The organism is Spirillospora sp. NPDC048911 (assembly GCF_043198015.1).
Classification (GTDB): Bacteria; Actinomycetota; Actinomycetes; order Streptosporangiales; family Streptosporangiaceae; genus Spirillospora.
The window spans coordinates 92,336-105,647 of sequence record NZ_JBICUD010000012.1 but is presented as its reverse complement, the minus strand read 5'-3'; the positions used below and the strand labels follow the sequence as shown (position 1 = coordinate 105,647).

The 13,312-nt window shown below is 70.7% G+C and carries 12 protein-coding genes; 3 read left to right on the top strand and 9 right to left on the bottom strand.

Features of this window, described 5'->3' with window-relative positions:
• Positions 1–290: 290 nt before the first annotated feature.
• From ACGFNU_RS41720 to ACGFNU_RS41705, 4 genes are all read right to left on the bottom strand, one after another.
• Positions 291–1,640 carry a PhoH family protein gene (locus ACGFNU_RS41720; RefSeq protein WP_392602161.1) on the bottom strand — a complete coding sequence of 450 codons (1,350 nt, stop codon included), beginning with the start codon at positions 1,638–1,640 and terminating at the stop codon, positions 291–293.
• A 96-nt stretch (positions 1,641–1,736) separates the two neighbouring features.
• Positions 1,737–2,555 (bottom strand): isoprenyl transferase, encoded by an 819-nt coding sequence (locus ACGFNU_RS41715; protein ID WP_392602160.1) that lies wholly within the window; start codon positions 2,553–2,555, stop codon positions 1,737–1,739.
• Between the two features lie 136 nt (positions 2,556–2,691).
• Positions 2,692–3,210 carry a hypothetical protein gene (locus tag ACGFNU_RS41710; RefSeq protein WP_392602159.1) on the bottom strand — a complete coding sequence of 173 codons (519 nt, stop codon included), beginning with the start codon at positions 3,208–3,210 and terminating at the stop codon, positions 2,692–2,694.
• A gap of 128 nt (positions 3,211–3,338) precedes the next feature.
• Entirely contained in the window at positions 3,339–3,860 is a 522-nt protein-coding gene (locus ACGFNU_RS41705) for a hypothetical protein (RefSeq protein WP_392602158.1), read from the bottom strand.
• A 116-nt stretch (positions 3,861–3,976) separates the two neighbouring features.
• Here ACGFNU_RS41705 and ACGFNU_RS41700 point away from each other — a divergent pair, with 116 nt between their 5' ends.
• The gene (locus ACGFNU_RS41700; protein ID WP_392602157.1) at positions 3,977–5,512 is read left to right on the top strand and encodes a DHA2 family efflux MFS transporter permease subunit; all 1,536 of its coding nucleotides are present in this window, start codon (positions 3,977–3,979) and stop codon (positions 5,510–5,512) included.
• Complete coding sequence (locus tag ACGFNU_RS41695; RefSeq protein WP_392602156.1) at positions 5,493–6,134, top strand: TetR family transcriptional regulator; 642 nt, start codon at positions 5,493–5,495, stop codon at positions 6,132–6,134. Before ACGFNU_RS41700 ends, ACGFNU_RS41695 begins: the two co-directional genes overlap by 20 nt.
• Before the next feature lie 146 nt (positions 6,135–6,280).
• Here ACGFNU_RS41695 and ACGFNU_RS41690 read toward each other — a convergent pair whose 3' ends face one another.
• The 4 genes from ACGFNU_RS41690 to ACGFNU_RS41675 all read right to left on the bottom strand — a co-directional run bounded on the left by ACGFNU_RS41690 (position 6,281) and on the right by ACGFNU_RS41675 (position 11,539).
• On the bottom strand, positions 6,281–7,453 hold the full coding sequence (locus tag ACGFNU_RS41690) for a C40 family peptidase (protein WP_392602155.1): 1,173 nt from the start codon (positions 7,451–7,453) through the stop codon (positions 6,281–6,283).
• A 206-nt stretch (positions 7,454–7,659) separates the two neighbouring features.
• Positions 7,660–9,645 (bottom strand): thioredoxin domain-containing protein, encoded by a 1,986-nt coding sequence (locus ACGFNU_RS41685; protein WP_392602154.1) that lies wholly within the window; start codon positions 9,643–9,645, stop codon positions 7,660–7,662.
• A gap of 30 nt (positions 9,646–9,675) precedes the next feature.
• Positions 9,676–10,422 (bottom strand): glycoside hydrolase family 16 protein, encoded by a 747-nt coding sequence (locus ACGFNU_RS41680; protein ID WP_392602153.1) that lies wholly within the window; start codon positions 10,420–10,422, stop codon positions 9,676–9,678.
• Positions 10,423–10,603: 181 nt separating this feature from the next.
• Positions 10,604–11,539 carry a ribonuclease Z gene (locus ACGFNU_RS41675; RefSeq protein WP_392602152.1) on the bottom strand — a complete coding sequence of 312 codons (936 nt, stop codon included), beginning with the start codon at positions 11,537–11,539 and terminating at the stop codon, positions 10,604–10,606.
• An 89-nt stretch (positions 11,540–11,628) separates the two neighbouring features.
• Here ACGFNU_RS41675 and ACGFNU_RS41670 point away from each other — a divergent pair, with 89 nt between their 5' ends.
• A complete protein-coding gene (locus ACGFNU_RS41670; protein WP_392602151.1) occupies positions 11,629–12,105 on the top strand; it encodes a pyridoxamine 5'-phosphate oxidase family protein in 477 nt (158 codons plus the stop codon).
• Here ACGFNU_RS41670 and ACGFNU_RS41665 read toward each other — a convergent pair.
• Positions 12,080–13,303 carry a low temperature requirement protein A gene (locus ACGFNU_RS41665; RefSeq protein ID WP_392602150.1) on the bottom strand — a complete coding sequence of 408 codons (1,224 nt, stop codon included), beginning with the start codon at positions 13,301–13,303 and terminating at the stop codon, positions 12,080–12,082. The genes ACGFNU_RS41670 and ACGFNU_RS41665 overlap by 26 nt on opposite strands.
• Positions 13,304–13,312: the final 9 nt, after the last annotated feature.

Genomic DNA, 13,312 nt, shown 5'->3' with positions numbered 1-13,312 from the left:
CCCGAGGTCGAGGAGTGCTCCGCAACCAAAACGAGACAGAAGCCCCGGGTGAGGCCTTTGTCAACTCGCCGCAAAATTCCCGCAAAGTGCGGGTAGACCTGGGATTCCTTACCTTCGCCTTAGTTCGTGTGACCTTCATCACAATTGACCGAGAGATGATTGATCATCACCCTCGGTGAGGGGATTTCATCACGACTTTCATCACGACGAGGGCGCCCCGGCGGTGATCACGCCACCGCCGGAGCGCCCTCATCGAACGTGCTGGTCAGCCCCGTCTCCAGGGCCTCCGATCAGGCGCCCACGTCACCGAGCATGTCGGTCACCAGCGCGGCGATCGGGGACCGTTCCGAACGGGTCAGCGTCACGTGCGCGAACAGCGGATGCCCCTTGAGGCGCTCCACCACCGCCGCCACGCCGTCATGCCGCCCCACCCGCAGGTTGTCGCGCTGGGCGACGTCGTGGGTGAGCACGACGCGCGAACCGGCGCCGATCCGCGACAGGACGGTCAGCAGGACGCCGCGTTCGAGCGACTGCGCCTCGTCCACGATCACGAACGCGTCGTGCAGCGACCGGCCCCGGATGTGCGTCAGCGGCAGGACCTCCAACATGCCACGGTCCAAAACCTCCTCGACGACCTCCGGGGTGGTCACCGCCGACAGCGTGTCGTAGACCGCCTGGGCCCACGGCGACATCTTCTCGTTCTCCGAGCCCGGCAGGTAGCCGAGGTCCTGCCCGCCGACCGCGTACAGCGGCCGGAAGACCACCACCTTGCGGTGCTGGCGGCGTTCGAGGACCGCCTCCAGGCCGGCGCACAGGGCCAGTGCCGACTTGCCGGTGCCCGCCCGGCCGCCGAGCGAGACGATGCCCACCTCGTCGTCCAGGAGCAGGTCCAGCGCGATCCGCTGCTCGGCGGACCGGCCGCGCAGCCCGAAGACCTCCCGGTCGCCGCGGACGAGCCGCACCGACTTGTCGGCCTGCACCCGCGCCAGCGCCGAACCCCGCTCGGACAGCAGCCGCAGGCCGGTGTGCGCGGGCAGGTCCCGTGTCTCCTCCAGATCGGCCCGCCCCGACTCGTACAGCTCCTCGATCTGCCCCGCCGGCACCTCCAGCTCGCGCATCCCGGTCCAGCCGGACTCCACCACGGCGAGCTCGGCGCGGTACTCCTCCGCGGTGAGCCCGACGGCCGAGGCCTTCACCCGCATCGGCAGGTCCTTGGAGACCAGGACGACGTCGCGGCCCTCCTTGGCCAGCCAGCTCGCCACCGACAGGATCCGGGTGTCGTTGTCGCCCAGCCGGAAGCCGTCGGGCAGCACGCTCGGGTCCGAGTGGTTGAGCTCGACCCTGATGGTGCCGCCCTGCGCGCCGATGGGCAGCGCCTCGTCCAGCCGGCCGTGCTCCAACCGCAGGTCGTCAAGGGTGCGCAGGGCCTCCCGGGCGAAGTAGCCAAGCTCCGGATGGTGCCGCTTGGCCTCGAGTTCGGAGATGACGACGATGGGAAGTACGACCTCGTGCTCGGCGAACCGGGTCATCGCCCCCGGGTCGGCGAGCAGGACGCTGGTGTCGAGGACGTACGTGCGCCGGTCCGGACCGATCGGCCCGGGGTTCCCGGAGGCGGGACGGCGCGTGGAGGATGTGGCCACTCGATCTCCCTGTTTCTGGGGAACTGCCCGTGGCGCGCCAGTCCGCCCCCGTACGGCCGTGCCGGGCCTGGGGCGGTGATCAGGGATGGATGATCCTTAGGAACCGTAGCGCCGGTGCCGCGCGGCATACGAGCGGATCGCCCGCAGGAAGTCGACCTTGCGGAAGTCCGGCCAGTGGACCTCGCAGAAGTAGAACTCCGAATGGGCGCTCTGCCAGAGCATGAAGCCGGAGAGGCGTTGCTCCCCCGAGGTACGGATGACCAGATCGGGGTCCGGCTGGCCGCGCGTGTAGAGATGCTCAGCGATGTGCTCAACATCGAGGACCTCGGCGAGCTCCTCGATGCTGGTGCCTTTGCCCGCCTGCTCGAGGAGCAGTGAGCGCACCGCATCAGCGATCTCACGTCTACCTCCATACCCAACCGCGACGTTCACAATCAGCCCGGGAGCGTCGGATGTCGCCTCTCCGGCATCTTTCAGGACACGTGCGGTCTTGTCGGGCAGGAGATCGAGGGCGCCGACCGGCTTGACGTGCCAGCCGTCGGCGGCGAGGTTGCGGACGGTCTTCTCGATGATCGCCAGGAGCGGTTCGAGCTCCTTGGCGGGCCGGCCCAGGTTGTCGGTGGACAGCAGCCACAGCGTGACCACCTCGACCCCGGCCTCGGTGCACCAGTGCAGCAGCTCGGAGATCTTGTCGGCGCCCGCCTGGTGGCCGGTGTTGACGTCGGCCATGCCCATCGAGCGCGCCCAGCGCCGGTTGCCGTCCAGGATCACGCCGACATGGCGGGGGACGATGTCGGTGGGCAGCGACGACTCCACCCGGCGCTCGTACATCCGGTACGCGACGTCCCGTACCGCTCCGTACGCGACGCTGCTCTTGATCGCGCCGGTCAGCCTCGCACGCCGCCCCACACCCATGTGCTCCCCGTCCCGCCGTGTTCCCTAGAACGACGCCTAATTATGGCCCGGACGTGACGGTTGTCCCACCGTCTCCGGTATTTACGCAGGCGACCAGGCCCGGCCACCGCACTGGGACGATCAGTTCGCGGGACGGTCAGCGGCGAACCCGCGGCCACTGTTCGCGGTAGCCGGCCCCAGCCCGTTCGGCGTCGGCGAGGAGGTCGGCCAGGAAGCCGTGCAGCTCAGCCGAGGTGAGCACGGCCCGGACGCCGCGCCCGCCCGAGCCCCAGGCCTCGATCACCGCGCGGCGGGCGACGCGCCAGGCGCCCAGGCCGGTGCCCTGCCGCTCGATCCACACCGAGGAGGTGCGCAGCGCGCAGCGCAGCTCCCCCGTGCTCGCCACGTCCCCCCGGTCGCGGTAGCGGAAGGCGAAGAGCTCGGGCTCGCGGACGCCGCGGGCGTTCGGCGGGTCGGGGAACCGGTCGTCGGGATCGGGCCACGCGGCCGCCTGCGGCGATTCCCCGGCGCGCGCGGCGGCCACCCGGCCGGCGAGCTCGGCGAGGAAGTAGCCGCAGCGCTCCCCCACCGCGCCGAACGAGTCCCCGTCGCGCCGCAGCTCCAGCGTGACCTCGAACGGCGTGCCGCCGCGGTCGCGCGACGCGACCGGCACCACCGCGAGCGATGATCCGTCAAGACAGCGAAGTCCCCCCACGTCCGGCACAGTAGGCCAGCCCACCACCATGATCACACCCAGTGACACTAGTGATCATGTAATGAAATCCGGCCGGGGACGCCGGACGATCAGGCCTGCGGTCCGGCGGCCCGTGCGCGTTCGACGTACTCCAGGGCGGTGCGCAGCTCGCCGAGCCACTCGTCGGTGTTCTTGCCGACCAGGCGCACGCACCAGGCCAGGGCGTCGCTGCGGCTGCGCGCGACGCCCGCGTCGACCAGGGTGTCCAGGACGCGGCGTTCGGGCTGCCGGAGCCGGGTCATGACGGGCACCGAGAGCGTCGTGAACATCTCTCGCTGGTCGTCGCACTCGACGCCCCACGACACCTTGTGGCCGAACCGGTGCTCGGCCTCGCGGGCGATGGCGATGCGCTGGTCGCGGGTGTCCTCGCGGAAACGCTGGATGTGGCCCGCCACGGCGGCGGCCCGCTCGGTGCCGGCGAGGTCGCCGGCGGCCGCGGGCAGCGGCAGCCGGCCGACGACGCTGACCTCTTCCCGGTCCAGGACGACCTCGGGCACCGCCTCGAACCAGTTCTCGGGAAGCCGCCCGGAGAACCAGGCCCGCACCGTCTCCGCTGCTTCGCTCGTATTCATGTAATCAAAATTACATCTCCTTTCCGCCACAGTCCATGAGGGGGACCATATTGACTCTCGCCATCTTTTGAGAGTTACTCTCATTTCATAGAAACTTCTTTTTGGAGGTGAGAGTCATGAAAATCAGCGGCGGCTCGCGGCGATGGTGGAGTCTGGGCGCGCTCGCGCTCAGCCTGCTGGCGCTGGGCTTCGACCTGACGATCCTGAACGTGGCCCTGGCCACGCTCTCGGCGGACCTGGACGCCGGCACGAGCGAACTGCAGTGGATCGTCGACTCGTACGTGCTGGTCTTCGCGGCGTTGCTGCTTCCCGCCGGGCTCCTGGGCGACCGGTTCGGCCGCAAGCGCCTGCTGCTCCTCGGGATGGCGGTCTTCGGCCTCGCCTCGCTCGGCGGCGCGCTCGCCGGGGGCCCGGCGGAGGTCATCGTCGCGCGCGCGTTCATGGGCGTGGGCGCGGGGATCATGATGCCGCTGTCGATGTCGATCCTGCCGTCGATCTTCCCGCCGGCGGAGCGCACCCGCGCGGTCGCGATCTGGTCGGCCTCCATGGCGCTCGGCCTGCCCCTCGGGCCGCTGCTCGGCGGCTGGCTGCTGGAGCACTTCTGGTGGGGCTCGATCTTCCTGATCAACGTGCCCGTGGTCGCGGTGGGCGCGGTCGCCGTCGCCGTCCTGCTCCCGGAGTCCCGCGACACCAGCGCCCCTCGCCTGGACGTGGTGGGCACGCTGCTGTCGGTCAGCGGGCTCACGGGGCTGGTGTACGGCATCACCGAGGGCCCGGCCGACGGCTGGAGCGACCCGGTCATCATCGGCTCGATCGGGGCCGGTCTCGTCCTGCTCATCGCGTTCGTCCGGTGGGAGCGGCGCCTCGCCCAGCCGATGATGGACGTCGGGCTGTTCCGCGACCCCGCCTTCACCTGGGCCGTGATCGCCGGGACGCTGGGGACGGTCGTCATGGCCGGCGCCCTCTTCGTCCTCCCGCAGTACCTCCAGGTCGTGCAGGGCAACGGCGTCTTCGACACGGGCCTGCGGCTGATCCCGATGCTCCTCGGCCTCATGGCGGGCGGCCTGGCGACCGAGCGGCTGACCGGGCGCACCGGGCACAAGCCGCTGATCGTCACCGGGCTGTTCCTGCTGGCCGCCGGACTCGGCTGGGGCGCGCTGACCGACGTCCACGACACCTACTCCTCGACCGCGATGTGGTTGTCGGTCCTGGGCGTCGGGGTGGGGCTGACCATGATCCCGGCCATGGACGTCGTGCTGAGCCGCCTCCCCGACGACCAGGCCGGCCGCGGCTCGGGCCTGGTCCAGACCCTGCGGCAGACGGGCGCCGCGCTGGGCATCGCCGGGCTGGGCAGCCTCCTGTCGGTCGTCTACCGCGACCGCGTCGAGCTGGGCGGCCTGCCCGCGGAGGCGGCCGGCAGGGCACGCGACTCGATCGGCGGGGCCGCCGCCGTGGCCGAACGGCTCGGGGACGCCCGCCTGCTGGCCTCCGCCCAGGACGCCTACGTGCACGGGATGAACGCGGCGCTGGCGGTCTGCGCGCTCGCCGCCCTCGTCGTCGCGCTGCTGCTCTGGATCTTCCAGCCGCCGCCGGAACGTGCGCGGACGGCCGCCGATAGCCCAGAATCGGACCATGAGCACGTCGCTTCCTGAGCACGCCATCGACCGGCTCCAGGACCGGCTGGAGCGGCTTCCGCTCCGGGAGCGCAAGAAGCTGAAGACCCGGCGGGCGATCCAGGACCACGCCCTCCGGCTCTTCGTCGAGCAGGGCTACGACGAGACGACGGTCGAGCAGATCGCCGAGGCCGCGGAGATCTCTCCGAGCACGTTCTTCCGCTACTTCCCGACCAAGGAAGACGTCGTCATCACCGACGAGTACGACCCAATCATGGCGGAGATCTTCCGGGCCCAGCCGGCCGGGGCCGGCGTCATCGACGCGCTGCGCGCCACGTTCCGCGAGATCCTGCCGCAGATGCTCGCCGGCGACATGGACACCGTCATCGCCCGGATGCGGCTGACCGCCCAGGTGCCCGCGCTGCGCGCCCGCACCACCGAGTCACTGCGGGAGGGCACGCACGCCGTGCTCAAGGAGATCGTCGCCGAACGGACCGGACGCCCCGCGGACGACCTGGACGTCGAGGCGTTCACCTGGGCGCTCCTCGGCGTCCTCCAGGCGGCGATGTACGCCTGGCTGGACGGCAAGGTCGAGATCGAGAACCTGCCCGGCCTGATCGACCACAACCTCGAACTCGTCGCCAGAGGCTTCCCGCTCTGACACCCCAGCCCGCACGCGAACGCGCTAACGGGTCGTGAAGCGAGCCGAAGGCGAAGCTTCACGAGAGATCGCGAAGCGATGTCGCGTTCGCCCGCTTTGCGGTTCGATGGCCGCGCCCTCAGGGCGCGGCCATCGAGGCCGCGAAGCTAAGCAAGCCCAGCGGCCTGCCGCGGGTTGACCCGGACGGCGCCGCGCATGTTGCGGGTGTAGACGTCCTGGATCTGGACGACCGTGCCACGGCGCGGGGCGGCCAGCATCTTGCCGTTGCCCAGGTAGAGCGCGATGTGCGAGATGTAGCCCGGCGCGGTCGGGTCGTTCGCCCAGATGAGCATGTCGCCGGGCTGCGCCTTGTTGTAGGGGATCACCCAGCCGGCCCGCGCCTGGTCGGCGGCCACGCGCGGCAGCCTGATGCCCGCCCGGGCGAAGGCGTACTGCATCAGCCCGGAGCAGTCGTAGCCGCCCTCCTTCTCCGACTCGCCGCCCCAGACGTAGGGCCAGCCGAGGCGGGTGTGGGCGGCGCGGATCACCGTCTGGACCTGCTGCGCGGTCATCACCTGGCCGTTGGCGCTCGGCAGCTTCTGCGCCTCCGGGTAATCGATCTTGGGGCTGACCTCCACCGCGCGGGCCTGCTTGGGCAGCAGCTTGCGCAGGTGCTTGACGAGCGTGGCCGCCTTGACCTTCGGCGCGCTGACCAGCATCGCGTTGGAGGTCGGCATGCCGAGCGACCGGGCGCTGGCGTGCGAGATCACCGCGTCGACGTCGGCGATGCCCATGGTGGCGTACGCGCCGACGCGCAGGTTCGACTGCTTCTGCTTGCCGCCCACCGGGATCTGCGCGCCGAGCTGGACCCCGCCGTCGTTGCCCATGGTGAACGAGATCGCCACGTCACCGCCGGCGATGTTGCGCCACAGCGCGTCGGACTGGGCGGTCGGCTTGGGCGTGTAGTTGCGGAACGTGGAGGGCTCGACGCCCAGCACGCCCACCCGCTTGCCCGCGACCATCGCCTGGACCGCGTCGACGATCTCGACGCCCCGCACACCCTTGACCTTGCGCACCCTCTCGACCACCTCGGGCGGCAGCGTGCCGGGCGCGGCGACGAGCACATGCGGCGACAGGCGTTTGCCGAGCGGCGCGAGAGCGGTCGGTGACAGCTGGTAGTTGCCGGAGGCGGCGACGAACTGCTGCCGCGAGGTCTGGGGTGTGGCCTCGGGTGTGCCGCCCTGATCGTGCGCGACCAGCACCGCCGTGTTGACGGCGAGCGTGGTCAGCACCGAAACGCCGATGATCGTCGGAAGAACCCGGCGGTCCGGCCTGCGCACGGCAACACTCCCTCGTTGGTCAACCTTGACGACTATGGCTCACAAAGGTGACCACCGTCCAGATACCCGGCGCACCGCACGCCACCCTGACATGGACGGCCGCAATCAGTCAGCCCCAGCTCCGTTACCCATTGGTAACACCAAGCGTCACTGAGATCAAGGTCACTCCATGACAAACTAGCCGCCCTCTCCGGCTGCCCGGTACGTCAGGCCGGTCGACCTCGTAGTTCGCGGACGAGATCAGCCGTGGCCGTCACCGGCAGGCGGCACACGAACCCCCGGCACACGTAGGCGGCGGGCGCCCCGTCGACGAGGCCCCGCCCTTCGAGCAACGGGATCTCCGAGCCGCCCGGCTCGCCCACGGTCACCACCGCGCCGGGAGACACCGCCATCAGCGCCGTCTGGTGCAACGCCCTCGTCCGCTCGTCGTCCCGGTCGCCCACGACGGCGACCTCCAGCGGCCCCTCGGTGTACGCCTCGGTCACCGCCAGGCCCCACCCGGCGAACCGCGCGGCCTTCTCGGCCAGCAAGGTCACGGGCCCGAGCGCGCCGGCCGCCGCCTCCCGATGCCGTTCCGAGCCGGTCAGCGCCGCGTACGACAGCAGGGCGCCCGCCGCCGCGAACTGCCCGGACGGGGTCGCGTTGTCGGTCGGGTCCTGCGGCCGCCGGAACAGCCGTTCGGCGTCGTCGGCGGTGTCGAAGAACCCGCCCGCCCCGTCCTCGAACCGTTCGAGCACCGTGCCGAGCAGCTCGCCGGCCAGCCGGACCCACTTCGCGTCGCCCGTGACGCCCTGGAGCGTCAGAAACCCCTCGGCCACGTCCGCGTAGTCCTCCAGAACGCCGGCATTCGCTCCCGCGACGCCATCGCGCGACGTCCGCACGAGCCGCCCGTCCGCGATGTGCAGGCGTTCGAGGAGCCGGGCGACCTCCTCCGCGGCGGCCACCAGGTCCGGACGGCCGAACAAGGCCCCGCATTCGGCCAGTGCCGCGATCGCCAGGCCGCTCCAGGCCGCGACGATCTTGTCGTCCCGTGCCGGGGGCACCCGCTGCTCCCGCGCGGCGAGCAGCTCCGCCCGCACCCGCGCGTACCGTTCGAGGTCCTCGGGGTCGCGCAGCAGTTGCAGGACCGATGTCCCGTGCTCGAACGTCCCGGTGACGTCGAACAGCTCCTCGGCATAGGCGCCGTCGTCATCACCCAGCAGGACGCGCAGTTCCTGGGGCGTCCAGACGTAGAACTTGCCCTCGACACCCTCACTGTCGGCGTCCAGGGCAGAGGCCAGCCCGCCCTGTTCCGTACGCAGGTCGCGCAGCATCCAGTCGCACGTCTCCAGCGCGATCCGGCGCGCGAAGGGACTCCCCGTCAGCCGCCACCAGTGCGCGTAGACCCTCGCCAGCAGCGCGTTGTCGTAGAGCATCTTCTCGAAGTGCGGGACGATCCACGCGTCGTCCACCGAGTAGCGCGCGAAGCCCCCACCGAGCTGGTCGTACATGCCGCCCCGCGCCATCGCCTCCAGGGTGTGCCCGGCCATGGCGAGGGCCTCGTCGTCACCCGTGCGCGCGTGGTGCCTCAGCAGGAACTCCAGCGCCATCGACGGCGGGAACTTCGGCGCTCCCCCGAAACCGCCCCGGGCCTTGTCGTACGACCCCGCCAGCGACCTGACCGCCGCCGCGAGCAACTCCTCCCCCGGCGGCTGCGCCCCGCCCAAGGCCGGCCGCTGGGCGGCGAGAGCCGTCACGACCTGCTGCCCCTGCCCCACGACCTCGTCCCGCTGCTCCGTCCACGCCTTGTGGACCGCGTTCAGGAGCGCCTGGAACTGCGGCCGGGGGAAGTACGTGCCGCAGTAGAACGGGTGCCCGTCCGGCGTCATGAACACCGTCATCGGCCAGCCGCCCTGGCCCGTCATCGCCTGGGTGGCCTCCATGTAAACGGCGTCGACGTCCGGCCGCTCCTCCCGGTCCACCTTGATGTTGACGAACAACGAGTTCATGAGCCGCGCCGTCTGGACGTCCTCGAACGACTGGTGCGCCATCACGTGGCACCAGTGGCAGGCGGCATAGCCGACCGACAGGAGGATCGGGACGTCGCGCCGCCGGGCCTCGGCGAACGCCTCGTCGTTCCACTCCCACCAGTCCACCGGATTGCCCGCGTGCTGCAGCAGGTACGGGCTCGTCGCGTCCTTGAGGCGGTTCATGCCCCGATCCTGCCCGATCCGGCTCCCGCCTCACTTCGGGTGTTTGTAGATCTTGACCCAGTCGACGTGCATGGTGACCCATTTGGGGGTGCCGCGGGTCCGGCAGAAGCCGCGGCCGCGGTCGCACACCTGGTCGTTCTGCAAGGCGAGGCCCATCTTGCTGCGTTCGGGCGTCAACGGGCCGCGGTAGCTCCACACCTTCTTACCGTCCATCCAGAACGTGAGGCTGTGCGGGAGCCAGTCGACCGCGTAGGTGTGCCATTCGGTGGCGTCGGTCCGGATGTTGTGGGGCCGCATCGTGTTGCCCGGCCCGTGGTGGATGAAGATCCCCACGTTCTGCCTGGTCGCGTCGATGACCTCGGCGAAGTCGATCTCCGCGTACTCGGGCCTGCCGAAGACCTCCGGCCACAGCAGGGCGACCGCCGAGTAGCCGACGCCCTTCTCGGCGCGCATGCGCACCTCCCAGCGGCCGTGCGTCAGGTTGAGGTGAGAGGCGATGCCGCCGGACAGATCCTTGCCCTTGTAGATGCCGCCGGTGAGCTTGAGCGTGCCGTCCTCGACCTTGGTGGCGGCCTTGGTACGCGGGTTCGTCCTGGCGTTCGGGTAGTCGTAGACCAGCCACTTCGAGGTGTCGACACGATCGCCGTCGAAACCGTCCACGAGCACCGGCTTGCCCCAGAAGCCAGGCGTCTTCGGCCCGGCCTTCCGGACGGGACGCGGGCTCGGCGGCGGGGTCTCGCTTGGACGTGGCCTCGCGGCGTCCGGCTCGCTTCGCACGGGGGTCGCTGTAGAGGCCCGTTCCGTCTCCGCTGAATCACAGGACGCAATGGTCAGGAGCACAAGCAGCACGGCGGCACTCCGGGTCGGCGACATGCCCCCATGACAACAGCGCGCGACGAAAGACCCGCCAAAGATGCCGATAGTCGCCTACCGCTTGCTTTTCGGGCCGATCAAGGCGTCAGGCGCGGCGCCGCGGCGGCAGGACGACCCGGTCGAGATCGTGGACGAGCACGATGTCCCCGCCGTACGCGGCGGCCGCCTGCTCGACGAAGCGCGGCTCGTTCTCCGCGCGGTAACGCTCCGAGATATGGGTCAGCACGAGCCGCCGCACGCCCGCGGCCGCCGCCACCTCGCCCGCCTGCCGTGCGGTCAGATGGCCGTAAGCGGCCGCCAGCGCGGCGTCCTCGTCGAGGAACGTCGACTCGATGATCAGGAGGTCCACGTCCGCCGCCAGCTCGTGCACGCCGTCGCAGAGCCGGGTGTCCATGATGAACGCGACCTTCTGACCGGGCCGCGGGACGCTGCACTCCGCCAGGGTCACCGTGCGCCCGTCCGGAGCGACGACCTCGCCCTCCTCCTGGAGCCTCCGGACGAGCGGGCCGCGCAGCCCGTGCGCCGCGAGGAGGGCGGGCTTCATCGTCACGCCGTCGGGCTCCTCCAGCCGGTAGCCGTACGCCTCGACCGGATGCGACAACCTCCGCGCGGTCAGGCCGAACGGCGCGTCGCCGGTGTCGAGGGCCATCCGTTCACCCGAGACGGGCTGCTCCTTGATGACCTCGGTGCCCCGGAAGGGGGTCGCGTACCGGAGCCGCTCCCAGTACTGCGCGCCGCTCGCCGGGAACGCCGCGTCCACCCGGTGCTCGACGCCGTCGCGGGCGATGCGCTGCACGATCCCCGGGACCCCCAGGCAGTGGTCGCCGTGGAAGTGCGTCACGCAGATCCACGTCACGTCGCTCGCGGTCACCCCGGCGAAGGACATCTGCCGCTGCGTCCCCTCGCCCGGGTCGAACAGCAGGCCGTGCCCGTCCCAGCGCAGCAGATAGCCGTTGTGGTTACGGGACTTCGTGGGCACCGCGCTGGCGGACCCGAGCACGACGAGATCGCGAACGGACATCCCTCCATGGTGCCGCCCGGCGGTCCGGCAGCCGAACGATATTCTGCCGAGAGTCGCCGCAAGTGAGCCCTTACCCCGGAGGTGCGCCCGTGGGCAGCAGCAAGCGAGACAAGATCAAGATGACGCCCGCCGAGACCGCGGACTTCCTGACCTCCTCGTACAAGGTGCAGGTCGCCACGGTCGGCAAGGACGGCGAGCCGCACCTGGTCACGATGTTCTACGCGCTGCTCGACGGCAAGATCGCTTTCTCCACGTACAAGTCCTCGCAGAAGGTCCTCAACCTGCGCCGCAATCCGACCATGACCTGCCTGGTCGAGGACGGCGACGAGTACGGCGAGCTGCGCGGCGCCGCCCTCTACGGGCAGGGCCGCGTCATCGAGGACCCCGCGATCCGCCTCCAGGTGGGCGCGGTCGTCGGCGCCCGCCTGGCGGGGATGCCGGTGCCCGAGATGGGCGCCCCCATCGAGCCCGAGTTCGCCGCGGCCCTCGAACAGTCGCTGGCCAAGCGGGTCATCATCGTGATGGAGCCCGACCGCGTCGTCAGCTGGGACCACCGGAAGGCGTGACGGCGACGATCCCGGCCTCCGCCTCGGACTGCTGCCGGCGGAGGAAGGCCCGTACGGTCAGGACGTCCCAGACGGCCAGGATCACCATGACGGCGGTCGAGGCGCACGCCAGGAACAGCGGGGTGACGAAGGAGTAGGTCAGGCCCAGGGCGGCGAGCGCGAGGACCGCGGTGACCCTGACGGCGGTGAGATGACCGAAGACGACCCGCTTGAAGAGCGCGTGGCCGAAGACGAAGAGCGCCGGGCCGCCCAGCACGACGGCGGCGGTGCCGCCGCTCACGTGGCCTCCCGGGTGCGCCATCACGAGCTCGTCCCCCACGGCGGTGACGATGATGCCGGCGATCATCGGGAGGTGCACGAACGTGTAGGCGATCCGGCCCAGCCGTCCGGGGTCGTCGGATCCGGCGATGAGCTCGGCCGCGGCGTCGGCGGCCCGGTCGAAGTAGAGCCACCACATCGCCGCCGCGGTGAGGAAGGCCTGCACCATCGCCAGCGTGGTCGCGGCGGTCGGGTCATGACCGGCGAACGTGGCGCCGGTGATCAGCAGGGACTCGCCGAGCGCGATGATCGTGAAGAGCCGGCACCGTTCGGCCATGTGCTCGCCGTCGATCGTCCAGTCCGTCGTCCGGGACCGCCCCAGCCCGGGAACCCGGTACCCCGCCCAGGGCCCGGCGTACTCCAGGACGACCGCCGCGGTCCAGAACCAGATGCGGGCCTGGTCGTCCACCAGCGCGCCGGCGATCCAGACGGTCGCCGGGACGGCGATCCAGACCATGATGCGCCGGAAGTTGGGCCCGAGCTCGTGGCGCCGGGTCACGACCACCACGTAGAACGTCCGGCCCGCCTGCACCGCCACGTAGGCGCCCGCGAACCACAGCGCCCGGCCGTCGTCGAAGGCGTGCGGGATCGACGCCGACATGATCATGCTGGCGAGCATCACGCCCGCGAGCATGATCCGGTTGCGCTGGTTGTCCGGGTCGAACCAGTTGGTGGTCCAGCTGGTGTACATCCACGCCCACCAGACGGCGAGCAGCAACAGCAGCGTCTCGGCGGCGCCGCGCGGCGTCAGGTGCTCCAGCAGCCGATGCGACAGCTGCGTCACCGCGAAGACGAAGACGAGATCGAAGAACAGCTCGAACGGCGTGACCCGCGCCGCGCCGTCGCGGTCTCGGAGGGGGCCGGGGAACAGAGAACTCACGGGCCGATC

Excerpts from the sequence above, each read along its gene's own strand:
- ACGFNU_RS41715 (WP_392602160.1), bottom strand. The coding sequence starts at position 2,555 with ATGGGTGTGGGGCGGCGTGCGAGGCTGACCGGCGCGATCAAGAGCAGC.
- ACGFNU_RS41705 (WP_392602158.1), bottom strand. The coding sequence starts at position 3,860 with ATGAATACGAGCGAAGCAGCGGAGACGGTGCGGGCCTGGTTCTCCGGG.
- ACGFNU_RS41700 (WP_392602157.1), top strand. The coding sequence starts at position 3,977 with ATGAAAATCAGCGGCGGCTCGCGGCGATGGTGGAGTCTGGGCGCGCTC.
- ACGFNU_RS41695 (WP_392602156.1), top strand. The coding sequence starts at position 5,493 with ATGAGCACGTCGCTTCCTGAGCACGCCATCGACCGGCTCCAGGACCGG.
- ACGFNU_RS41685 (WP_392602154.1), bottom strand. The coding sequence starts at position 9,645 with ATGAACCGCCTCAAGGACGCGACGAGCCCGTACCTGCTGCAGCACGCG.
- ACGFNU_RS41675 (WP_392602152.1), bottom strand. The coding sequence starts at position 11,539 with ATGTCCGTTCGCGATCTCGTCGTGCTCGGGTCCGCCAGCGCGGTGCCC.